Here is a 20,266-nt window from a genome sequence, read left to right as displayed (position 1 = left end):
TCCAAAAAAGCACACATTTTGTCGCTTAACCCGGAAGTGATGGGGTTAAGTGACAATTTTCGATTTTGTGACCTTGGATGACTGTGTCGTTTTGAGGAGTCGTCTGCACGGATTTCAGAAGTCCTCTGTACTATCGCCATCCACTCCGGAGAGGCCGCGGGCGTTCGTCCACTTCATCTGGAACGCGATTCGACAGAGCGCATTCAATACGATGGTCTTTTTCTCCCCGCGAAGGATGGGGGCAGTTTAGGGTGCCAGGGTGTTGACCAGATCGAGGAATTCCTCAGCGTAGGCAATTTGCTTGCGTAGCTTTTCGTAGCGGGTGCGCGTCTCCTCACGAATGTCGGCAAGGGTGGCCTTGGCATTACTCCGTGCCTGCTGTGCGGTATCACTGTCCTGCCCGCCATCTGAACTATGAAGAATCTCCGCAGCTTCCAGGAATTCCCGCATCTGATCCAGAGTAAACCCCAGCGGTTTCATCCGTCGCACCAGCAAAACACGACGTACATCAGCCTCACTATAAAGCCTGAACCCACCAGGGCTACGCCCCGATGGGGTAATCAGGCCGACGTTGTCATAATAACGCAAGGTGGGAATCGACAACCCCGTCTGGTCAACGACCTCGCCGATCTTGAAATTACTGTTTTGCATTGCCTGTTCTCCTTCACGGTGATGTTGCCCACGGGTTCCTGTGCCTGGGTTGGCGGTTGAGTAAAACTCCCGCTACCATGACCACCATCACCAAACCTAAAGTTACTAGAGGGTTGGATTCCTTTCGGGCGTTCGCCCAGTTACCTATCCCCTCAAAGATTGGACATCTATGACTGAAACTAGCACGGCGGCCCCCCGCCCCCTCCTGAGTCCAGACGGCGCTGATGCCCCTACCGGGATCATCGCATCCTTCCGTTACGCATTTTCTTCCCCCGCCCGTATCCGTATAGAGATTCTGGCCGGACTGGCGGTATCCCTGGCGCTGATCCCTGAGGCCATTGCCTTTTCCATCCTTGCCGGTGTTGACCCAGCCATGGGTCTGTTTTCCTCGGTAGTCATGGCCATTGCGATCGCCTTTACCGGTGGCCGCCCGGCAATGATCACCGGCGCCACCGGGGCTATTGCCCTAGTCATTGCTCCTGTGGCGCGTGGTTACGGGATGGATTATTTCATCGCCACCGTCCTGTTGGGCGGTGTCCTACAAATCGTGCTCGGCGCCCTCGGTGTGGCGAAACTTCAGCGTTTTATCCCCCGATCGGTGATGCTGGGTTTCGTCAATGCACTGGGCATTATGATTTTCACCGCCCAACTCGAACACCTCATTGATGTGCCTTGGATAGTCTACCCACTCGTCGGCTTGGGTGTGGTGATCATGATTTTCTTCCCCAAGCTCACCAGTGTGATCCCCGCCCCGCTGGTCACGATTATCGTGCTCACCGGTTTGGTCATTGCCGCCGGTTTGACTGTCCCGACGGTCTCGGACATGGGCAAGATGCCGGAGACCTTACCGTCCCTGTTTATTCCGAACGTGCCGTGGACGTTGGAGACCCTGCAGATCATCGCGCCTTATGCCCTGGCCATGGCCGTGGTCGGTCTCATGGAATCGTTGATGACCGCCAAGCTCGTCGACGACCTCACCGACACCCACTCCGATAAGACCCGCGAAAGCCTCGGCCAGGGTGTCGCGAATATCGCCTCCGGCTTCTTCGGCGGCATGGGTGGCTGCGCGATGATCGGCCAGACCATGATCAACGTCCGCGAATCCGGCGCCCGGACCCGACTATCCACCCTGCTCTCGGGTGTCTTCCTGCTCATCCTCGTCCTGGCCCTGGGCGATATTGTCGGCATGATCCCCATGGCCGCACTGGTCGCGATCATGATCATGGTCTCGGTCGGCACGATCGACTGGCACTCCGTGCATCCACGCACCCTGAAGCTCATGCCGGTGAGCGAAACCATTGTCATGGCCGTGACCATCATCGCCACCCTGGCCACCCACAACCTGGCCATCGGCGTGGTGCTGGGCGTGCTCACTGCGATGATCATGTTCGCCCGCCGGGTGGCCCATATCGTCTCTATCGAGAAGGTCTCCGAACTCGACACCGACCACGACGGGAAGATCGATACGCGGACCTACCGGGTGCATGGCCAGTTGTTCTGGGCATCAAGCAATGACCTGGTTTATCGCTTTGATTACACCGATTCTGCCCGTCATATCACTATTGATCTCACTGAGGCGGAGATCTGGGATGCCTCCACGGTCGCGACCTTTGACGCGATTACGCAGAAGTTCCAGGACAGAGGCAAAACCGTGTCCATTATCGGGCTCGACGGTCCCAGTCAGGACCGGCTGAACCGCCTGTCTGGCCGGTTTGGCACCGGCCACTAACATCCCCCGACTCGAGCACATCGACTTGGCGCCCCAACTTATAACCGGGGCGCCAGTTTATTGGTGCTGTTGCAAAGTTGGGGCATAGGAAGAGCATAAAAGAAGCGTAGCGGTTAACCGCTACGCTGTGTTGTGGGGATTTTTACTTTTTACGGTGCACGTGTTCTAGTTAGTGGTTCGTTTCTTTCCTCGGGTGATTGCGACGGTATTCCTCGACTAAGTGAGCAATACCCGGCGCAGCCTGGGACAACATCCAGGTCATAAGCGCTATAAGAACCCCTATGACGATAAGTGTTAACGCCAACCAGCCCAGTGTTGGGCCGATGCCGTTGGCCTCCTGGACGTGACCCCACAAGGCAGACACGCCGTCGGGTATGCCGAGCATACTTAGCAGCCCGTTCCCCAAGGCTCCGACAGCAACGAGTGCGATAGCAACGAAGAGAACACTGGCTGCAATCCACGAGGCAGACATGCAGGCCTTAATAAAGTTCGTGTTCGACTTTTCCATGTCGTCGTTGTACTTTTTGCGCTCTGCACGTATCTTCTCCAGCAGCTTTTCGTTGGACTCCTTCTCCTGGAGCAGGGCGCTGCGAGCCTTCTTAGATGCTTCTGCTGCCTTGTGCAGGCTTTCGGACTCTTTCGACATTGCCTCAGATACAGCTACTTCTACCAGCGGTTCCAGGCTAGAAGTCAGGCTCGAAGTCATCTGAGCGTTCAGGCTCTGGGCTACTGCTTGGCTGGAATCCTTGTCGAGATGGATGGGGCTTTCGGCTGCTTTGAGTACCAGCTGTTGCATCCTTGTCAGACGCGACATCTGCTCGCTTATCTCGATTAGGTACCCTTTTACCCCCTCCAGGCCGTTGGGCAGATCCTCGATGTTCCTTATCAGCCCGGTGATCATCTGCTGCACTTCCATCATCGTTACTTGGAGGTGACTGCTGCTCACGTAGTTCTTGTTTGCGGCGAGATTGCTTTTTACGTTCCTTAATTCGCTTTCCGCTTGCGTCAACCTCGTCGAGAAGTCGCTGGGCAGAGAACTGAGAATGTCCCCTGTATTCTCCGGCAGACTCTTCAGTTTCTCCTGCAGCGTCTTGATAGCCTTCTCCGCCTTGTCCAGGCGTGGGCTGAGAACCTTCAAGACGCTGTCCATCTTGCCTTTCGCCGCTGCTTGGGCTAGCTTCGTCATCTCGGTCACTGACACCATGATTGAATACCTCCTGGTTGTTATAGTTTTCTTCCTCCTCGTCATCGAGAAGGCTGGAGCCGTATTTCGCCTCCAGGTCATCATCAGTTGCATCAGCTTGAAGCGCCTCAAGCTGTCGCGCAACGAGTGCTGCTTGAGCCTCGTTAACGCGCTCGGTCACACCCTCTAGCGAGTAACTGCGGCCTAGCTTCGAGCCGGCCTTAGCTGCCTTACGCTTTCGAGTACGCCCGGCCTTCGTGGTGTTCGTGAAGTAGGCATCCTCGCCGTCATCGCCGACCAGGGCCACGGTCAACGACTCGCCTTCAGCCTTTGAATTGGGCTGCACTTTTAGAGACAGGTTGTAATCGCCAGCAACCTCTATCGCCTTCTCCAGTGGGTCGCCAGCATCGGCCACCCGTTCATCCGCGCACAGTTCATCCATGCGCTTACGCGCGAAATCCGCCCAAGTGCTTGCGGTCAACTCATCCACCTTCAAGCAGGTCGAGTCTGTGGACTTGCCTTCTTTGTGTGCCCTGCGCTCGGCAGGAAGTAGCGATATTTCTGGCTCACGTTCTAAGACACGCATCCCCAAATCGCGCATCAACTCGTCGTTGATATTGCGCAACTTGTACCAGTTACGCATGTCTCTCGGTGCAGCTTTTTTTGTACGAGTGTCATGGTTAGCAAAGACGACATGGTTATGGACGTCCGACCGTAGGCTGGTTTTGCGCGATCTCGGTTTCAGCAATGTCCATCAAACGCACGAGACGAGGCTTGATGCGTATTACAGGTTAGGCTAACCTAACTCGAGAATGATTGCTATCTTCTGAGAGGGCAACACAGCGCCGCTTGTGACTGACGAACCCGAGCACCTAACCCGAAAACGCCGCGTGGACGCGGCCCACACACCCGGAGACAGAACCAGATGAAGTCGATTGCCCAGATCGTCCAGCCGAGGTTCCTCAGCCGCTATGCGAGTGAACCGATGGATGCCGCCGCCGTCGAAGGGCTGCTCGCCGATAGCGGCATCGCTTACGCGCAGACGTTCGCCGAAGCCAACGGGTTGAAACTGGGCGGAGCCTCACACGTCGGCATGGTGTACTTCCGCACTCTCACGAAGAAAAGCGCGATCGGGGAGGCGGGCAAGTGAGCGCCGTGGACGGGACCGTAGGCCCGTGGTCGCTGCTCGCCCCGATTCGGACCCGGATGCGTGCGGTGGTCGCGTTATCCGTCCTGTCGTCGGTGGCTACCGTCGCTTCGCTGGTCGGCATCATCGACATCGCGATGACGTACCCGGAGGCTCCGGAGCATCGGACGTGGTTGGCCGTGGCTGTCATCGTCGTCGCCGCAACGGTGCGCATGGCCGCGGACGGCGCCGCCGGCATGCTCTCGCACCGGGCGGATAATGACCTGCAGCTCCACCTCCGGCGCCGGCTGGTCGCCCAAATCCGGAAGTTGCCGCTGGGCTGGCTGGATGCCCGGCGCTCGTCGGGAATCATCGAGTCAGTTGAGAAGGACGTCGCGGCTGTCCACCAGCTCATGGGCCACACCGTCGGTGAGACCGTGGTGGCGGTGCTGGTTCCCCTGCTTTCCCTCATCGCGCTCGTCGCGGTGGATTGGCGGATCGCGGTGGTGGCGGTCGTCCCGGTGCTGGTCACCTTCGCCCTGATGGGCGTGATGATTTCGCGCGGAGCCGGTCTTCAGCGCGACTACGAGCGAGCCTCCGAAGGAGTGACGGCCGCGGTCATTGAGTTGGTGCGCGGTATCCCGGTGATGAAGTCCTTCGGACGCGCTAACCAGGGCGCGGGTCGCTACGATGCCGCGGCGTTGTCGTTCGTCCGCGCGTGGTCCGCCTGGTCCCGGCAGTCGAACATCTATCTCGGGCTCATCGACGTGGTGACGTCCCCGACCACAGTTCTCGCAGTGGTGTGCGGGGCCGGCCTCGCTCTGAGAGACGCCGCGGGCGGCATACCGGAAGGTCTCGTCGCCGGGCTGGTTCTCAGCCTTGGACTCTCCGCGGCGATCGTGCGGGTGGCCATGAACTCCGAACCCATCATCGCGGGGATCGCCGCCCTGAAGTCCATCGCGGAGGTGCTGAGCACGCCGCCGATCGCCGAGCCCGCCGATCCGGTGCCCGCGCGCGGAGGCGCGCTCGAGGTCCGGAACCTGGTCTTCTCCTACGGCGATGGGCCGCGGGTCCTCGACGGGATGTCCGCGACGTTCGAACCAGGGACCCTCACTGCGCTGGTGGGGTCCTCCGGTTCCGGAAAGTCTACCGTCGCCCGGCTGTTGGCGCGTTTCCACGACCCTGTTGAAGGCTCGGTGCTGCTGGGCGGCGTCGATCTTCGCGACATCGCCGTGCGCGACGTGCACCGCTCGGTGTCGGTGGTGTTCCAAGATCCGCAGTTGTTCACGCTGCCGTTGCGGGAGAACATCCGGCTGGCCAGGAGAGACGCCACCGACGACGAAATCATGGCGGCCGCGAAGCTCGCGAACCTCGATGCGGTCATTGCGGCGCTGCCGAAGCACCTGGATTCGGTGGTCAACGTCGACGTGACCTTTTCCGGTGGTGAGGCGCAGCGCGTAGCCATCGCGAGGTCGATCGTCACGGACGCGCCGGTGCTCATCTTCGACGAGGCAACCGCTTACGCGGATCCGGCTTCCGAGGCCCTCATCCAGTCCGCAATCGAGCGTTTGGCCCGTTCGCGGACGGTGATTGTGATCGCGCACAGGTTGAGCACGATCCGCAACGCCGACCGCATCCTCGTTCTCGATGGGGGAGCGGTCGCGGAGGCGGGTACTCACGACGAGTTGCTTGCGCGCGGTGGCCGCTACCGGGATTTGTGGCGCGCGTTCACGCTCGACGACGAACCATCCGCCCCGCGGGGCGCTGAATCAGACGATGAAAAGGCGGGGAACCGATGATTCGAGACTTGTGGTCGATGACGGATCGGCGCTCGAGAATGACGCTGGTGTGGCTCATTGCGTTGGCCACGCTTGCCGCGCTGGCCCAGGGAGCGGCGTTCGTCGCGCTGCTGCCGCTGCTGTCGGCTCTGGCCGAGGGAGATGATGCGACGGCGTGGCGTTTCACCGGCGTCATCGCCGGCCTCGCGGCCGCCCATGCGGTGCTGTCCCTCGCCGCGGGGACAGTCGGCAGGGCGAATTCCGCAGCGGTGCTGTCGTCCCTGCTGCGTTCCCTGGGCGAACGCGTGCTGACGTTGCCACTCGGGTACGTCACCAAGTCCACGGCCGGCCGCTTTTCGGAGATGGCGTCGTCGGGTATCGCGTTCGCGGCGTCCGTGCCGCACGTGATCCTGCGGCCCGTCATCGCCGCGGTGGTTACGCCGACCGTCATCGCCTTCGGAATTCTGGCGGTGGATTGGCGCGTCGGTTTGGTTCTTGTCGCGTCGGCGCCGGTGCTCTTCTTCGCCTACCGGGCCATTGGCCGGGTCGGCGGGGAGTCGGACGAAGCGCATGCTGAGGCCGTCGCTGCCGTCTCCAGCAGGCTGATCGAGTTCACCCGTGGCCAGCAGGCGATTCGCGCCGCGGGCGACGGTTCGGCGGCGGACGCGATGGTGGATGAGGCTATCCAGGCCCAGCACGATGCGTTCGCGAAGGCGACGTCGACGCAGGGGGCGGCCATCGGACGGTTGGGTTCGGTCGTCCATGCGGTGTTCACGGCGGCGGTGATCGTCGCCGTGGCAGTCGCCGCGACGGGCGGGATGGCGCCGGCGCATTTGGCGCCGATGCTCATCGTGCTCGTCCAGTTCACCGGACCGATCACCACGGCGGGAGCGTTGTCCGGCGGTTTCGGTGCGGGCCGCAACACGTTGGCTGCGTTGCGTGACCTGCGGGCAATCCCCGCCCTTCCTGAACCTGCCGCACCGGAGCTGCCCGACGGGCATGACGTGGAGTTCCGCGGCGTGAGCTTCGGGTACGGAGATAAGAAGGTTCTCGACGACGTCAGCTTCCGTGCACCTCAGGGAGCGCTGGTTGCCGTAGTGGGACCGTCGGGAGCGGGCAAGACGACGGTCATGCGGCTGCTGTCGCGTTTTCACGATCCGGACTCGGGGGAGATCCTCATCGGCGGGGTGCCCTTGCCTCGGATCGGCACCGACGGCGTGAACTCGCTGGTGACCCCCGTGTTCCAGGAGACGTTCCTTTTCGACGCGTCCGTGCGGGACAACCTGGTCTTCGCCGACCCCGGATTCGGTTCCAGGCCCGGTGACGGGGACCGCTTGCGCGAGGCCGCCCGGCGTTCCGGGGTGGACCGCATCGTGGAGCTGCTGCCTTCCGGGTGGGATACCCCGGTGGGGGAGGAGGGGACGCTGCTGTCGGGAGGCGAGCGGCAGCGCGTCGCCATCGCCCGGGCGCTTCTGAAGGATTCCCCGGTGGTGCTTCTCGACGAGCCGACGTCCTCGCTGGATGCGGCCACTGAGCGGGCGATTGTCGGCACGATGGAAGCGTTGCGCGGCGATCACACTGTGATCGTCGTCGCCCATCGCCTGCACACCATCCGCGATGCCGACCTCATCGTCGTGCTTTCGGAGGACGGGACGGTCGCAGAACGGGGCACGCACGATGAATTGCTGGCGAAGGGCGGCCGCTACGCCGAGTCGTGGACCACCACGACGACGGCATCGGAGAAGCGCGGATAGCTAGTTCATCTCGCACCAGATTGGCTTAGTTCCCAGGAGCCAAAGCGCACCGCGCAGACACCCCAGTGGAGGAGCAAGAGCACGAGGAGGGCCAAGGAAAGTGTGTGCCAGCCTTCGTCCCAAGCACCCAAGCACAGGGTGCCCACGGGGAAGGTAGAGCCCCACCAACCAGGGCCGTAGGGCGCCCAGTGGAGGACAGCCTCGTAGAAGCAGTACATGGCGTAGAGGACACATGGTGCGCCGAGGGTGAACATGATGAGGCCGTACAGGTGGGCGTCGAAAAGCAATGTCGATGCTGCCGTTGACTGGCCGACAACGCCGAGAGGAATCCACGCTGTACCCGCGGCGGCGCCACGTGGGCGCGTGCGGGACCAGTAGCAGTAGAGGTAGAGTGGGATCGCGGTGAAAAACGTGAGGAAGAAGCACAGCTCACCCGCGTAGTGATAAAACTCGCCGTGATGGGTGGCCAGCTGCCCGCCGGATGTCGCAGCGACCATCGGGGACACGAGCGCCAAGCCCCACGGGAACGCAGGCTCGGTGTAGTGCGCGGACTGCTTCCACAAACCCCAGAGTTGCCACAAGCACACGATGATGGCCAGTGGCGCACCGACCCACCAGCTGAACAGCTGGAACGCATCGTTGCCCGTGAGTGCCGTCCACGCCGAGCCGCACGCGAGCAGCCCCATCGCGTACATGCCCCACGCCGCCATGTTCTGGTGCCGCGGCGGCTCATTGCGCACGCCGACCGTGAACACAACAAGGAGTCCCGCAGCGATGAGCGCAAACACGAGCTGGGCTACATGAAATCCATGTAACCCAGTCAAACTCGACGCAATCGAGGTTCCCATTAAAGCACCGGCCCAAGCGGGACCGAACTTTGGCAACGTCATAGGACTAACGCTAGGCCTGCCACCTCGTCTCATCCACTTTGGGTCGGGGCTTTGTGGTTTTTAGAACGCGAATGGCCTGAAGCGCGCCAAGGGACGGAACTGGGACTAGAGCGTCACGTTGGCCAGCACCGCACCGGTGGGTTGCGCCGCGCCGGCGGCGACTTCCTCGGTGACGAGGACTGAAGCAGTTCCACCGGGCAGCGGCATCCACACGTCGTCGTGGGGTTCTTGGCCGATGACTCCAGCCGATTCCATGGCGCCGTCATCCATGACTGCCCACACTTGTGCCCCCATGCCGTCGTCGAGAGCTGGCTGGCCGTTGACCATGGCGCCGCCCTTGCCCATGTCAGAGCTGATCACAATGTCGAGGCTCGCGCCCATCGCGTCGGCCTGACCTTGACGCGCGTCTGCCTTGGGGATCGAGGACGCAGGCGTGGTGGAAGTATTTGCCGACGTCCACGCCAATGACGAAGTCATAGGCCATGGGTGTGTTCCTCCTAGCGATGAATTAGAAGTTGGACTATTTGAGCTTCATCGCTGGGGGTGGTCGGACATACTTAGTACTGGCATCTACATTACTGTGAGACCTCATACCACCTGGGCTGGGTCAGGTTCCTATTAGCAGTTTGAGTATGTCACTGTCTTCGGCGGCATCACCCCCGGATCATTTTCAGACAGGGGCGGGAATAAGCCATACCGAAGCCAGCGACTAGTTCTACTGTCCTTTCAGACGGAGGGAACGGAAATAAACATAACCCGCCCAATCGGGTGGACAGGCTATGAATCTTCGGTGCCCTGAGGTGGAACTGCTAACAACGAAATGGAGGGGAACGGGGGCAAAGTCAATAAATTGAGTCTGGCATAAGTTGATAAGGATTGCCTAACCTAATACTGTTTCAAGTTATGGTCCCGATCGGGAATCGGCAACGGAAGCGAGGCGGCGACGATGAACAGAAAACGTGGATCGACCAGAGAACCCCTCTCCGGAGGGGGAGTCGGGGACGCGGGCCCGGACGGGACGGGCGACGGCGACGCGGTGGCGTCGCAGACGGACGACGGGCGGTTGGTACACGTCGCACCGGTCGCAGTGGGTGGCCGACCATCCACCCGCGACATGCTCGTCGCCGCCGCGATCGGCGTCGCGGGGTCTCTCATCGTCGTGCCCCTGACCTACCTGCAGGTGTTCGCCGGCATCGCCCACGTTTATCTCGTCGCGGCGACGCTCGGGTTGTGGTTCCTGCCGTGCGTCGTTCCCCTCATCGTCGTCCGCAAGCCTGGCGCGAGCCTCATCGCGTGCCTTGCCATGGGCGTCGTGTCCGCGGCGACCACCCCGTTCGGCGTCGCCGCGATCGGGGCGCTGATCATGGAAGGATTGCTCATCGAGCTTCCGTTCATGGTCACCCTGTACCGGCGGTGGACGCGTCCCCAGTTCGTGGCGTCGGCGATGTTATTCTCCGCGCTGATGGGAACGATGGCCCCGCGTGCCGTCGGCGTCGACTCGCCGACCACGCCCATGGCCCTGATCAGCTTCGCCGTAGCCTTGGCATCGAGCCTGGTGTTTTTGGTCCTGGGCTTTGCCGTCGCAAAGGGGCTCCGCAGCCGCGGGGTCACCCGATGACCGGCGGAGCGCCCGCGTGCGCCGGTGCGACACGCGGGACGGCCCCGGCCCGGTTGCGGGTCAGTGGCGCGGGAGTGCGGCACGCCGATGGGCGATGGGCACCCGACATGGTGGACCTCTCCTTCGATTTCGGCACGATCAACGCCATCACGGGACCCGTGGGATGCGGAAAGACGAGCCTGGCCCACCTCATCGCTGGACTGATACCCTCGCACATCCCCATCGACCATGCCGGATCCGTGCACATCGTCGATGCCGACTGCACCGAATGCCCCGTGGACCGGGACCGGGTCACCTTCGTCGGGCAAGACCCGGCGACGCAGGTGCTCACGCTCCGAGTCGTCGATGACGTGTCCATGGCCCTCGAGTTTTCCCTCGTGGAAGCCGGCATCGTCGTCAAGCGATCAGCCGAGGCCCTAGCGGAGCTCGGGCTGTCAGAGCTCGCGGAGAAGGATCCGTGGGCTTTGTCGGGCGGGCAACGCCAGCGGATGGCCATCGCCGGTGCGGTGGCCAGGGCGCCGGAGGTCATGATCTTCGACGAGCCCGCGGCCCACGTCGACGAGGACGGTCGCCGGTCGCTGTTCGCCGCCATCCGTGACTTGCGGGCCCCGGGGCGCGTCATCCTGCTCATCGAGCACGACCTCCGCCCGTTCGACGGGTGGGTCGACACGGTGACGATTCTCGATGCGGACGGGAGCGTCGCCGCCCACGGAGCGCCGGATGGCATCGCGGTGAAGGGCATTGCGACGTCTGCCGCGACCGCCGGAACGCCGGACGCCAGTACGCCGGGCACGGGGGCGCCGGACCGTCTCAGTCCGGGCCGGCGGCGAAGGCCCCGGGGAGCCGGGGATGGCGCCGATCCGGAATCGGAGGCGGATGCCGTTCCACTGCTGGCCTTGACCGGAGCCCATGTGACCCGGGGCAGGGAGCGGATCCTGAACGGGGCCGAGCTGACACTGGAACGGGGCGAGATTCATGCCCTAGTCGGCACCAACGGAGCTGGTAAGTCCACCTTGCTGGCGGTGCTGTCGGGCCAGATGAAGGCGGGAGCGGACATCCGGATCGACGGCGAGCCAGCCCGGCGCGTCCCCGACGCCTTCGCGTCGTGGGCGTTCCAGAACCCCGAGCACCAGTTCACCCGCGCGACCGTCGCCGCGGAAATCGACTCCGCGCTGGCCGGCACGGACCCGCACGGGCCACTCGGCACCGATGAGCTGCGGAAACTGCGGGAAGCCCTGTTCCCCCGGGCACTTGACCCCGTCTCGCCGTTCGTCCTGTCGGGCGGACAGAAAAGACGGTTGGGCATCTTCCTGGCGGTGGCGGCCAATCGCCGTTTGCTGCTTCTCGACGAGCCGTTGGCGCACCTGGATTCGCCGAGCGCGCGCATCGTGCTGGATGCGCTGGCGGAATACGCCGGGGCCGGCGGAACCGTTGTGTTCACGTGCCACGATCGCCGTGTCGCGCGAACGTGGGCGGATCGGGCGAGCATCGTCGCCGAAGGGAAGGTCGCCTGGTCCGGTCCCGCGGCCGACGTGCCGGCTGCCCCGGAGTCGTCCCGGCGGGATCGCGCACTGCCCGCGGCCGGCGCACGGACGTCCGGGGACGACAGCCCCTGGACCGGTGAATCCGCCGCTCGGAGGCGCGCGGGGTTGAACGCCATCACGATCGTCGCGGCGGTGATGCTCGTCCTCGTCGCCGGGCTGCTCTCCGGCGGAGACGCCGTTCTCGCGCTGACGGGGGTCGCGTTCCTCGCACTCGCTGCAATCGCGGAGCGCGACGTTCGGGCGACGGCGGGGAAGGTCCTCCTCGTCCTGTTGATCGGGGTGTTCTTCGGCCTGCTCGGGTGGCGCTCCGAGTTCTACGGCGGTGGGGATCCGGCGGAGGCCGTCCGCCACGGCATCCATCACGGACTGCTGCTGACGGCCGTGTTCGCGGGGACGGTCCTGGTCTCCGCGTGCATGCGCGTCGAGGAGCTTTTCGACGCCATGGTGCAACGCTTCCGGGTGCCCTACACATGGTGCACCATAGCGATTTCCGGGGTGAGCATCGCGGCGTTCCTGCGCAGCGAAATCCCCCATCTGACATGGGCGATTAGATTGCGCTCGATGCGACCGGGGCAGTCTTTCCGCTCCGGCTTCATTCGCGCGACGACGCCCGCGCGCATCGCCTTTCCCTTGTTCGTCAGCGCCGTGCGCTGCGCCGAAAAGCTGTCCTTGACCCTGGCGATGCGCAACTTCGGCCGCCATCCGCGGCGCACCTTCCGCACCGATCACCCCTGGCGAGTGCGTGACGGATTCGCGGCCGCAGCGTCCGCCGCAGCCTTCGTCGCCGCCCTGGTGTCCGCAGTGACTTGACGGACGCCCGGAACCGGCGGGTCCCGGGCCCGCGAGCGTTTCCGAGCTTGTGCGGAGACGCGCCCCACCCAGTTGCTTTACCCTTTCAACCCTTCAGACACATCCTCCGGGTCACGCCATGCGGGCCCGGTCCGCCCGGCACCGGCATGGCGCCGACAACCGAAAGAGGTACCAATGAACACGATCCGGACCATCAGCGACGTGCTTCGGGACAAGGCCGATGAGACGAAAAAGGGGGCCGATCTTGATCCCGCGCTGGTGTTTCTCGACAGCCTGGCTCCGGGGATCGCGGTCGACGTCGGGGATTTCGGCGCGGAATCCGAAAAGGGGCTGCTGTCCCGGGTGGCGCCCTCGATCGCCGATCTCCCGCACGGAACGCCGGTTGCCCGCCTCTGGGCGGAGTTCGACGGGGTCGATGAGACCGACGGGGAACGGGGGGCCCGTCTGCGTGCCCTGGCCGCAGCAGTCGCACCGACGCTCCTGGAGGACCTTGGGCTTTCCGGCGACCGGGTGACGGCGACGGAGTTCAACTCGCTGCGCTCGCTCATCGATGCCCGCACCCGGTACCGGCCCGAGGGTCGGGTGGGGGAGGCGTTGTTCGTTCTCCCCGATGACGGCGAGGCTCACAACCACGACCAGTGGCGGGACCACCTCGTCGATGACCTCTGCGTCGCCGGCGTCGCGGGAAACCACTATTCGTTCGTCCTCGGAGAGGATGCCGCGCTGACCGGGGCCCTCATCGGGGAGTACATCGAACGCCGGCGCCAGGCGCCGGAAACGGACGACAGGGCAGCGGACCCGTCGTCCGAAGGAATCGACCGGTCGCGGGACCGGGGAAACGAAATGGAACATGACTGACCGACGAAACGGCGGGGAAGCACGGGACCGCGACGCGGGCGAACCCGTGAAAGTGCTGGTGGCCGGAGGTACCGGCGTCAACGGACGGCTCGTCCGGGGGATGCTCGGCGTCGTCGATGGGATTGAGCTGGCCTACACTTCCCGGCAGAAACCGGACGATGGCCCGGGGCGGCACTTCCCGCTGAGGATCGCCGCCGGCCACAACGAGATCTGCAGGGTCTTCCGCAAACACGATTGGGTGGTCAACTGCACCGGCCCGTTCGAGGTGCATGCAGACTCACTCGCCCGTGCTTGCATCGACTCAGGCACCGGGGACATCGACGTCAACGATTCGATCGACGCCCGCCGCGCGATCATGGCCCTCGACGGGGATGCTCGGCGGGAGGGGGTTCCCGTGCTCACCGGGTTCGGCCTGTGCCCGGGCTTGTCGACGGCCCTGTTGATGCTCGGGGCCCGCGCTGCGGGGGCCGAAGAGGTCCGCGATGTGCGGGTCGATCTGCGAATTGGCGCCGACCAGGAATCCGGGGCCGCGTCGGTCGAGTCGATGTTCCGGACTATCCGCGGCGGATACCGCACGATGCTCGGCGGCACCATCGTCGAGGTGCGGCGCAACCCGGTGTCGTCGCAAAGCGGAATCAGCTACGAATGCCCGGACATCGACGTCGTACGCGAGGTGTGCCCCTCGATCCGTGGATATTCCTACCACGTCGCCTTCGATGCCCTCCCCGATGAGTCGGTGGAGAAAATCCGCACGTCGAGACTGTACTCGATGCCCGTTGTCTCCGGTCTGCTCGCCCGTCTCGGGGCGGCCGTGACATCGCGGAAGGCGCGGGCGAAGGGCACTCCGCAACCCGCCGAGCTGGTCGTCGCACTGTCCTCCGCCGGCGCGGGCGATGCGGGGCCGGCGGCCGAGACGACCGTCGTCCGGGCGACCGGCCCGGGTTCCTACAAAATGACCGCGGCGATTGCTGCCGCCACCGTTGTGGCGGTCGCGGGGAAGCCGGTCGCGCCGGGGTGCCGGGATCTCGTCGGCCACCCCCGGCTCCTCGAACCGGTCCTCGCCTTCGCCCGCGATGTGGGCATCCATATCGAGGTGCCACATGACAACCCGACCACGGGGCCGCTGCCGACAGCGGCCCACTGCGATACCAAAGAAAAGGGGAAACGATGACGGATCAAGCTGAACGAGGTGCGGCGATCGTCGTCCGCGACCTCACGAAGAGCTACCCGATTGCGGGCAAAGCGGGCACCCCGCCCGAAGGCGGGGCAGGTGCCCCGCCGGACGGCGGGCGCAAGGGAAAGCGCGGTGCCCGGATGCGCAAGCATGTGCTCGACGGCGTGAGTTTCACCGTGCCCACCGGGGCGATCGTGTCGTTCCTCGGCCACAACGGGGCAGGCAAGACCACCCTCATCCGAATCCTGTCGACGCTCATCACCGCCGACTCCGGCGAGGTGAGCATCTTCTCGCGCGACGTGAAAGAGGACCCGGCGGGCGTGCGCGCTGACATTGCCACCACCGGCCAATTCGCGGCGATCGACGAGAACCTCACCGGCCGGGAGAACCTGGAGTTCTTCGGGCGGCTGCGCGGACTCGACCGCGCCGCCGCGGCCGCCCGCGCGACGGAACTGCTCGCGCAATTCTCGCTCGCAGACAGTGCCTCGACGCTGGCGTCGGCCTATTCGGGTGGCATGCGGCGCCGCCTCGACATCGCCGCGTCGCTGTGCGTCGTGCCCAGGCTGCTGTTCCTCGACGAACCCACGACGGGGCTGGACCCGGTCAGCCGCGAAGAGCTGTGGGGCTTCATCCGGCAACTGCGCGACGACGGAATGACCCTGGTGCTGACCACCCAGTACCTGGAAGAGGCGGAGGCGCTGGCAGACCACGTCCATCTGCTCAAGGATCGCCGCATCGTCGCCAGCGGAACGCCGGAGGAATTGCGCCGCGCCTTCGGGTCGCACGTGCTCCGCGTGTCCTTCGCCACCGCCGCCGAGGCGGAGGCGTTCGCCCGCTGCCTCGGGGGAACGTGCCTGGACGGCGCCCGCGTCGCGGGGAAGTCGGTGTCCCTCGACGTCGACCCCGGACCGCGGGTCCTCGAGGCGGTGGCGCAGGCGATGGAGGCCTCGGAAGCGTTGCCGGATTCGCTGAGCGTGTCGCCGCCCACCCTCAACGAGGTGTTCATATCGATGAACGCAGGGGGTGCGGCGCGATGAGTGCGACGTCGGTCGCGGCGTTTCTCCGTCGGGATCTGCTGCTGTTGCGACGCAACACCGCGTCGCTGATCTCCATGTTCGTGGTTCCGCCCCTCTTCCTGCTGTGCCTGTACGCGGTGTTCGGGTACTCGGCGGAGCAATCCGGCTTCGGGTACCTGCGTTTCGTGCTCGGCGGCTGCCTGTTCCAGGCGGCGATGTTCACCGCCGCGGCGTCGGCGATGGCGGTGGGACAGGACGTCGAATCCGGGCTCGTTGACCGCGTGCGCGTGTTGCCCGGGGCCACAGGCGGCTATGTCGCCGGCAGGCTCGTCACCGATGTGCTGCGGATGTCCGCGTCGATCGCGGCGCTGCTGGTCGTCGCGTGGGCCTGCGGCCTCGACATGGCTGTCGGTGACGTCGCGTGGACTGTCCTGTGGTCGCTGCTCGCCGCGGCGGTCCTGTCCCTGGTCACGGACGGGGTGATCCTGATGGTGCCCGCCCCGGTGTCGACGGCCTCATCGATCCAGGCGCTGGAAATGCTGCTGCTCATGTTCTCCACCGCGTTCATTCCGGCGACCGCTTTGGACGGCTCCCTTCGCGACGTCGTGCGCCACATGCCTTTTTCGCCGGTGATCGAGGTGATTAGGGCGGCGTCCCCGGACGCCTTCCCGGATCGCGCCGGGGAAGAGGCCGCCCTGTGGCTCGGTGTCGCGGCGGTCGCCGGAATCGTCCTGTTCATCCGCCGGTTCACCTCGAGGAGCGAATCATGATTGGCGCCATCTTCGTGCATCTGCGGCGCATCGCCCACATTTGGCTGCGGCGCCCCGACTTCTGGTTCATGACGTTCATTGCTCCGCTCGTGTACCTGTTCATCGTCAACCGCATGTTCGGTGGCCTGGTCAGGCAGCTCACCGGAGAGTTCGAACTCCGGAACGCGGTCATCCTGGTCGTGACGGCGTGGGCGTTCATCCTGGCCATCACGGGATCATCCACCGTGTTCGTTGAACGCAGCAATGGCTTCCACGAGCGGTTGATCACCATGCCGGCGCCGTACGCGGCCGTGCCGGCCGCACGGATCATTGCCGAGTTCATCCGGATCATGGCGATGACGGCCGTCGTCGCGGCGGTGGCCGCCTTGCTTTCCGACGGCCCACCGGAGGTGTCCTGGTGGTGGAGGATCGCGGTGACCGGCGCGATGGTTGCCGCGGCGGCCGCATGCACCGGCACGTACATCGCGTTCTCCATCACCAGCCCCCAGGGTTCCGTGGCCCTCATCCCGTTAATCATCGTTGCGATGTTCGTCAACACGGTGCTGATGCCCGCCGACCACTTCCGTCCCCTCCTGCGCGGAATCGCCGGGCACACCCCCGTATCCGCGGCCGGCGAGGCCGTCAACGGCACCGGGGCTGCGGGTCTGGTGGTCTGCGCGGCCTGGTTCTTAGGCATCGCCGTGCTCGCGGCGTGGGGCATCGCCGTGAAAACGAGGCCGGGGGAGTCTGCATGACGGCCCGCGAATCCGAGCATCTAACCCGAAACCGCCGCGTGGACGCGGCCCACACACCCGGAGACAGAACCAGATGAAGTCGATCGCCCAGATCGTCCAGAACAACCGCAGGCTCCTCGCGGCCTACGAGGACAAGGTCCAGCCGAGGTTCCTAAGCCGCTATGCGCGCGAACCGATGGACGCCGCCGCCGTGTACCGGAAGCTCCGTGCGCTGGACCCCGGGCCGGATGCGCCGGCCCGGGGCCTCGACCTCGGTTGCGGAACCGGGTGGCGAACGGCAGCGCGTTTCGGTGGCCCGCGCCGTGTTGAAGCGGGCGCCGGTGCTGCTGGTGGATGAGGGGACTTCATCGCTCGACGCGTCCGCCGCCGTCGCTGTGCAGGAGGCAATTCGCGAACTTGCCGGGTCGGCGACAGTGCTGGTGATCGCACATCAGGAACACACGGTGGCCGCTGCCGATCAGGTCGTCATGCTCGATGGCGGACGCGTGGCCGCGGCGGGGATACACGAGGATTTGCTGGCTTCGTCGCAGGCGTATGCCCGGCTGTGGGCGCGATAGCCGCATCCGTGACAAGTGGGCATCCACGGGTTGAGAGAACGACTGTTGGACTGTCCGGCTGCCGACGAGTTTTGCGCTCTGCGGCAGTTCGGCGGCAACGAGTGACCGAAGCGGTCAGGAGATCATGACTCGACGATGGATCGGGGCTGCGTGGCCTGTTGGGCCGCAGGCAGGCGGTAGCGTTCCTAGTCCTCCGGTCGCACGAGCTACAGGAATCGCGCAGCGGCGACTCAGGAGTAGTCTGCAAGAACGCGCTGGTTTGACGCTATCAACGGTCATCATGCCACCGTGCGGAATGATCCACTGCGCTCGAGTGTGTCCCAACGGGAAGCCGATGCACACCACGGCGTCGGGGCTGTAGGTGTTGATCTGCTCCAGAACTGCGTCACGGCTTGCCTCCGCATCAGAAGGAAGCGGTAGCCAGGATCCGGGAGGGATTCGAACCCCACGATCGAGGCAAGCGGATCTCCGCGTGCGGCACGGAAAAGACCACGCCAATTGCCCATCACGGATTCGCATCAGTAGGGTGAAACCATGTCGAAGAGCCAGGCGCAGCGTAGCGTGTCGCGCAACCCCCGCACACGCCGACGCTCACCCGGTTGGGTGCCCGACCAACACGGCGCCTGGTTTATGGTCACCGTCCCCGCTATCACCGGCGTCATCCTGGCGCCGTCGTGGACTGCGATTCCCCTGTTGCTGACCTGGTGGCTCGGCTATTTCACGTTTTTCGCCAGCAGCGTCTGGATCCGCTCGCGCTTCCGCGAACGCAACCGGCCCCCGGTCCTTGTCTACGGGGCGCTCGCGGCCGTCGCGGGTGTGACAACGCTGATCTTCGACTGGCGGCTTCTCATGTGGGTCCCGGCGTTCGCACCGTTGGTGGCCATAGCCGTATTCGAGGCATGGAAGCGGCGTCCGAGGTCGCTGTTGTCGGGTGTGTCCACTGTCGTAGCAGCCTGCCTCATCCTGCCGGTGGCCGCCTGGGCCGGGGGAGGCCTGGATGCGGAAGCGTGGGCCGCATTTGCCGTGTACCTGGCGTACTTCGTCGGCACTGTGCCCTACGTGAAGACGCTCATCCGTGAACGCGGCTCCAGACCCTGGTTCATCGGGTCGGTGGGCTATCACGTCGGCGTGCTTGTCGCCGCCGTCGTCGCCGTGCTCGTAACCGGCGGGCATCCGTTCCACCCAGCGATCATCGTCGTGGCCGTCGTGTTGCTCGCGCGGGCGACGCTGATGCCGATCACCGGCGCACGTCGTGAGAAGCCATGGACGCCGAAGGTCGTCGGACTTCTGGACGCTGCCATCACAGTGCTGGTGGTCATCGTTGTGCTGCTCTGAGGCGCCCCATTCGCTGCAGCGTCACAGGATCCTCCGCCAGTAACGCCGCAGGTCAGCAGGGGTAGTGCGGCGGCTTCATGGGCGTCCCTATGTCGCAGGGCCGCGGCAAGGATGACAAGAAGCAGCGCCCGAAAGCGGTCACCAGTGCGGTTGAGAGGGAGGGCAACATCCACGCCCTGCTTGGCGACGCCCCCTTGGTCAACCCCGGCGTCATCGGCTTCAATGTGCGTGGCCGGTAGGCAGGCCAGCGCGCTGGTGTAGTTCGGCGGCGCGCTCGGGGCGTGGCCGCAGCCGCCAGATGTGCGCGCTCACCCCGGCACCGATCCCGACGAGCAGCAATGCCACCGGCCACAGCCCGACCACCACAATCACCACCCATATGGAGGCGCCCATCCCCAACCAGAGTAGCCCCACAATCCGCAGCTTCTGCGCCCGCGTCAGCTGTCCTGAGTAGTAATCAATAATGAACGGCCCGAACGTGTCATGGCGTAGCAGGTAGCGCTCCATCCTCGGCGAACTCCGCGTGAAGCACATCAGCGCAAGCAACAGAAACGGCGTCGTGGGCAGGATCGGCAGCCACACGCCGGCCGCGCCCAGGGCGAACGCCACCAGCCCCACAATCATGTACACGTATCGCATCGTTGCCACATTCTAGGCGCAACATACAACAATAGTTGTATGACTGCCTGCACTATCTTGTACGCCTCGTTCTACGGATCTACCAAGGAATACGCGGATG

Annotated in this window: 19 protein-coding genes; 14 read left to right on the top strand and 5 right to left on the bottom strand. The window is 64.4% G+C overall.

From position 1 onward, the window contains the following. Window positions 1-246: 246 nt before the first annotated feature. Window positions 247-651 carry a MerR family transcriptional regulator gene (locus HMPREF3104_RS11850; protein ID WP_005293770.1) on the bottom strand — a complete coding sequence of 135 codons (405 nt, stop codon included), beginning with the start codon at window positions 649-651 and terminating at the stop codon, window positions 247-249. Window positions 652-820: 169 nt separating this feature from the next. Here HMPREF3104_RS11850 and HMPREF3104_RS11845 point away from each other — a divergent pair, with 169 nt between their 5' ends. Further along, window positions 821-2,380: a SulP family inorganic anion transporter gene (locus HMPREF3104_RS11845; RefSeq protein WP_070496150.1), complete on the top strand. Its 1,560-nt coding sequence runs from the start codon at window positions 821-823 to the stop codon at window positions 2,378-2,380. A gap of 169 nt (window positions 2,381-2,549) precedes the next feature. On the opposite strand, the gene HMPREF3104_RS12850 is transcribed toward HMPREF3104_RS11845, so the two are convergent. After that, the gene (locus tag HMPREF3104_RS12850) at window positions 2,550-3,677 is read right to left on the bottom strand and encodes a hypothetical protein (RefSeq protein ID WP_246816436.1); all 1,128 of its coding nucleotides are present in this window, start codon (window positions 3,675-3,677) and stop codon (window positions 2,550-2,552) included. Between the two features lie 811 nt (window positions 3,678-4,488). Here HMPREF3104_RS12850 and HMPREF3104_RS11830 point away from each other — a divergent pair. From HMPREF3104_RS11830 to HMPREF3104_RS11820, 3 genes are read left to right on the top strand one after another with little or no spacing between them, the layout of a single operon-like run. Beyond that, a complete protein-coding gene (locus tag HMPREF3104_RS11830) occupies window positions 4,489-4,713 on the top strand; it encodes a hypothetical protein (protein WP_052205204.1) in 225 nt (74 codons plus the stop codon). Continuing rightward, window positions 4,710-6,488: an ABC transporter ATP-binding protein gene (locus tag HMPREF3104_RS11825; protein WP_070496146.1), complete on the top strand. Its 1,779-nt coding sequence runs from the start codon at window positions 4,710-4,712 to the stop codon at window positions 6,486-6,488. The genes HMPREF3104_RS11830 and HMPREF3104_RS11825 overlap by 4 nt, the downstream gene beginning before the upstream one ends. Window positions 6,489-6,505: 17 nt before the next feature. Continuing rightward, window positions 6,506-8,221, top strand: coding sequence for an ABC transporter ATP-binding protein (locus HMPREF3104_RS11820; protein WP_246816435.1), 1,716 nt, complete (start codon window positions 6,506-6,508; stop codon window positions 8,219-8,221). Between the two features lie 5 nt (window positions 8,222-8,226). Here HMPREF3104_RS11820 and HMPREF3104_RS11815 read toward each other — a convergent pair whose 3' ends face one another. Together HMPREF3104_RS11815 and HMPREF3104_RS11810 are read right to left on the bottom strand one after the other, a co-directional pair. Next, window positions 8,227-9,111 (bottom strand): SLAC1 family transporter, encoded by an 885-nt coding sequence (locus tag HMPREF3104_RS11815; RefSeq protein WP_070496142.1) that lies wholly within the window; start codon window positions 9,109-9,111, stop codon window positions 8,227-8,229. A gap of 105 nt (window positions 9,112-9,216) precedes the next feature. Continuing rightward, complete coding sequence (locus HMPREF3104_RS11810; protein WP_068538772.1) at window positions 9,217-9,492, bottom strand: anti-sigma factor; 276 nt, start codon at window positions 9,490-9,492, stop codon at window positions 9,217-9,219. A 565-nt stretch (window positions 9,493-10,057) separates the two neighbouring features. On the opposite strand from HMPREF3104_RS11810, the gene HMPREF3104_RS11805 reads away from it, so the two are divergent. The 10 genes from HMPREF3104_RS11805 to HMPREF3104_RS12540 all read left to right on the top strand — a co-directional run bounded on the left by HMPREF3104_RS11805 (window position 10,058) and on the right by HMPREF3104_RS12540 (window position 19,766). Next, window positions 10,058-10,729 (top strand): ECF transporter S component, encoded by a 672-nt coding sequence (locus HMPREF3104_RS11805; RefSeq protein ID WP_141738245.1) that lies wholly within the window; start codon window positions 10,058-10,060, stop codon window positions 10,727-10,729. 107 nt (window positions 10,730-10,836) lie between these two features. After that, a complete protein-coding gene (locus tag HMPREF3104_RS11800) occupies window positions 10,837-13,083 on the top strand; it encodes an ATP-binding cassette domain-containing protein (protein WP_246816434.1) in 2,247 nt (748 codons plus the stop codon). Between the two features lie 174 nt (window positions 13,084-13,257). Next, on the top strand, window positions 13,258-13,941 hold the full coding sequence (locus tag HMPREF3104_RS11795; RefSeq protein WP_070496137.1) for a hypothetical protein: 684 nt from the start codon (window positions 13,258-13,260) through the stop codon (window positions 13,939-13,941). Then, entirely contained in the window at window positions 13,934-15,112 is a 1,179-nt protein-coding gene (locus tag HMPREF3104_RS11790; protein WP_070496135.1) for a saccharopine dehydrogenase family protein, read from the top strand. Before HMPREF3104_RS11795 ends, HMPREF3104_RS11790 begins: the two co-directional genes overlap by 8 nt. After that, window positions 15,109-16,152, top strand: a complete 1,044-nt coding sequence (locus HMPREF3104_RS11785; RefSeq protein WP_034666007.1) for an ABC transporter ATP-binding protein — start codon at window positions 15,109-15,111, stop codon at window positions 16,150-16,152. Before HMPREF3104_RS11790 ends, HMPREF3104_RS11785 begins: the two co-directional genes overlap by 4 nt. Continuing rightward, entirely contained in the window at window positions 16,149-16,901 is a 753-nt protein-coding gene (locus HMPREF3104_RS11780; RefSeq protein WP_034666004.1) for an ABC transporter permease, read from the top strand. The genes HMPREF3104_RS11785 and HMPREF3104_RS11780 overlap by 4 nt, the downstream gene beginning before the upstream one ends. After that, window positions 16,898-17,635, top strand: coding sequence for an ABC transporter permease (locus tag HMPREF3104_RS11775; RefSeq protein WP_052205195.1), 738 nt, complete (start codon window positions 16,898-16,900; stop codon window positions 17,633-17,635). The genes HMPREF3104_RS11780 and HMPREF3104_RS11775 overlap by 4 nt, the downstream gene beginning before the upstream one ends. A 206-nt stretch (window positions 17,636-17,841) precedes the next feature. Continuing rightward, the gene (locus tag HMPREF3104_RS11765; RefSeq protein ID WP_168156388.1) at window positions 17,842-18,192 is read left to right on the top strand and encodes a hypothetical protein; all 351 of its coding nucleotides are present in this window, start codon (window positions 17,842-17,844) and stop codon (window positions 18,190-18,192) included. Window positions 18,193-18,726: 534 nt separating this feature from the next. Then, the gene (locus tag HMPREF3104_RS11760; protein WP_371441061.1) at window positions 18,727-19,527 is read left to right on the top strand and encodes a YwiC-like family protein; all 801 of its coding nucleotides are present in this window, start codon (window positions 18,727-18,729) and stop codon (window positions 19,525-19,527) included. Window positions 19,528-19,604: 77 nt separating this feature from the next. After that, window positions 19,605-19,766 (top strand): hypothetical protein, encoded by a 162-nt coding sequence (locus HMPREF3104_RS12540; protein WP_168156390.1) that lies wholly within the window; start codon window positions 19,605-19,607, stop codon window positions 19,764-19,766. On the opposite strand, the gene HMPREF3104_RS11755 is transcribed toward HMPREF3104_RS12540, so the two are convergent. Continuing rightward, entirely contained in the window at window positions 19,747-20,166 is a 420-nt protein-coding gene (locus tag HMPREF3104_RS11755) for a YbaN family protein (protein WP_052205191.1), read from the bottom strand. The two genes, HMPREF3104_RS12540 and HMPREF3104_RS11755, sit on opposite strands and share 20 nt — an antisense overlap. Window positions 20,167-20,266 lie beyond the last annotated feature (100 nt).

Source organism: Corynebacterium sp. HMSC30G07 (assembly GCF_001806945.1).
GTDB lineage: Bacteria > Actinomycetota > Actinomycetes > Mycobacteriales > Mycobacteriaceae > Corynebacterium > Corynebacterium riegelii.
Note: the sequence above shows the minus strand (reverse complement) of the source record. Positions and strands in the feature narration are given on the sequence as shown.

Excerpts from the sequence above, each read along its gene's own strand:
- HMPREF3104_RS11850 (WP_005293770.1), bottom strand. The coding sequence starts at position 651 with ATGCAAAACAGTAATTTCAAGATCGGCGAGGTCGTTGACCAGACGGGG.
- HMPREF3104_RS11845 (WP_070496150.1), top strand. The coding sequence starts at position 821 with ATGACTGAAACTAGCACGGCGGCCCCCCGCCCCCTCCTGAGTCCAGAC.
- HMPREF3104_RS12850 (WP_246816436.1), bottom strand. The coding sequence starts at position 3,677 with ATGCAACTGATGATGACCTGGAGGCGAAATACGGCTCCAGCCTTCTCG.
- HMPREF3104_RS11830 (WP_052205204.1), top strand. The coding sequence starts at position 4,489 with ATGAAGTCGATTGCCCAGATCGTCCAGCCGAGGTTCCTCAGCCGCTAT.
- HMPREF3104_RS11820 (WP_246816435.1), top strand. The coding sequence starts at position 6,506 with ATGACGGATCGGCGCTCGAGAATGACGCTGGTGTGGCTCATTGCGTTG.
- HMPREF3104_RS11815 (WP_070496142.1), bottom strand. The coding sequence starts at position 9,111 with ATGACGTTGCCAAAGTTCGGTCCCGCTTGGGCCGGTGCTTTAATGGGA.
- HMPREF3104_RS11810 (WP_068538772.1), bottom strand. The coding sequence starts at position 9,492 with ATGGGCGCGAGCCTCGACATTGTGATCAGCTCTGACATGGGCAAGGGC.
- HMPREF3104_RS11805 (WP_141738245.1), top strand. The coding sequence starts at position 10,058 with ATGAACAGAAAACGTGGATCGACCAGAGAACCCCTCTCCGGAGGGGGA.
- HMPREF3104_RS11800 (WP_246816434.1), top strand. The coding sequence starts at position 10,837 with ATGGTGGACCTCTCCTTCGATTTCGGCACGATCAACGCCATCACGGGA.
- HMPREF3104_RS11795 (WP_070496137.1), top strand. The coding sequence starts at position 13,258 with ATGAACACGATCCGGACCATCAGCGACGTGCTTCGGGACAAGGCCGAT.
- HMPREF3104_RS11790 (WP_070496135.1), top strand. The coding sequence starts at position 13,934 with ATGACTGACCGACGAAACGGCGGGGAAGCACGGGACCGCGACGCGGGC.
- HMPREF3104_RS11785 (WP_034666007.1), top strand. The coding sequence starts at position 15,109 with ATGACGGATCAAGCTGAACGAGGTGCGGCGATCGTCGTCCGCGACCTC.
- HMPREF3104_RS11780 (WP_034666004.1), top strand. The coding sequence starts at position 16,149 with ATGAGTGCGACGTCGGTCGCGGCGTTTCTCCGTCGGGATCTGCTGCTG.
- HMPREF3104_RS11775 (WP_052205195.1), top strand. The coding sequence starts at position 16,898 with ATGATTGGCGCCATCTTCGTGCATCTGCGGCGCATCGCCCACATTTGG.
- HMPREF3104_RS11760 (WP_371441061.1), top strand. The coding sequence starts at position 18,727 with ATGTCGAAGAGCCAGGCGCAGCGTAGCGTGTCGCGCAACCCCCGCACA.
- HMPREF3104_RS12540 (WP_168156390.1), top strand. The coding sequence starts at position 19,605 with ATGGGCGTCCCTATGTCGCAGGGCCGCGGCAAGGATGACAAGAAGCAG.
- HMPREF3104_RS11755 (WP_052205191.1), bottom strand. The coding sequence starts at position 20,166 with ATGCGATACGTGTACATGATTGTGGGGCTGGTGGCGTTCGCCCTGGGC.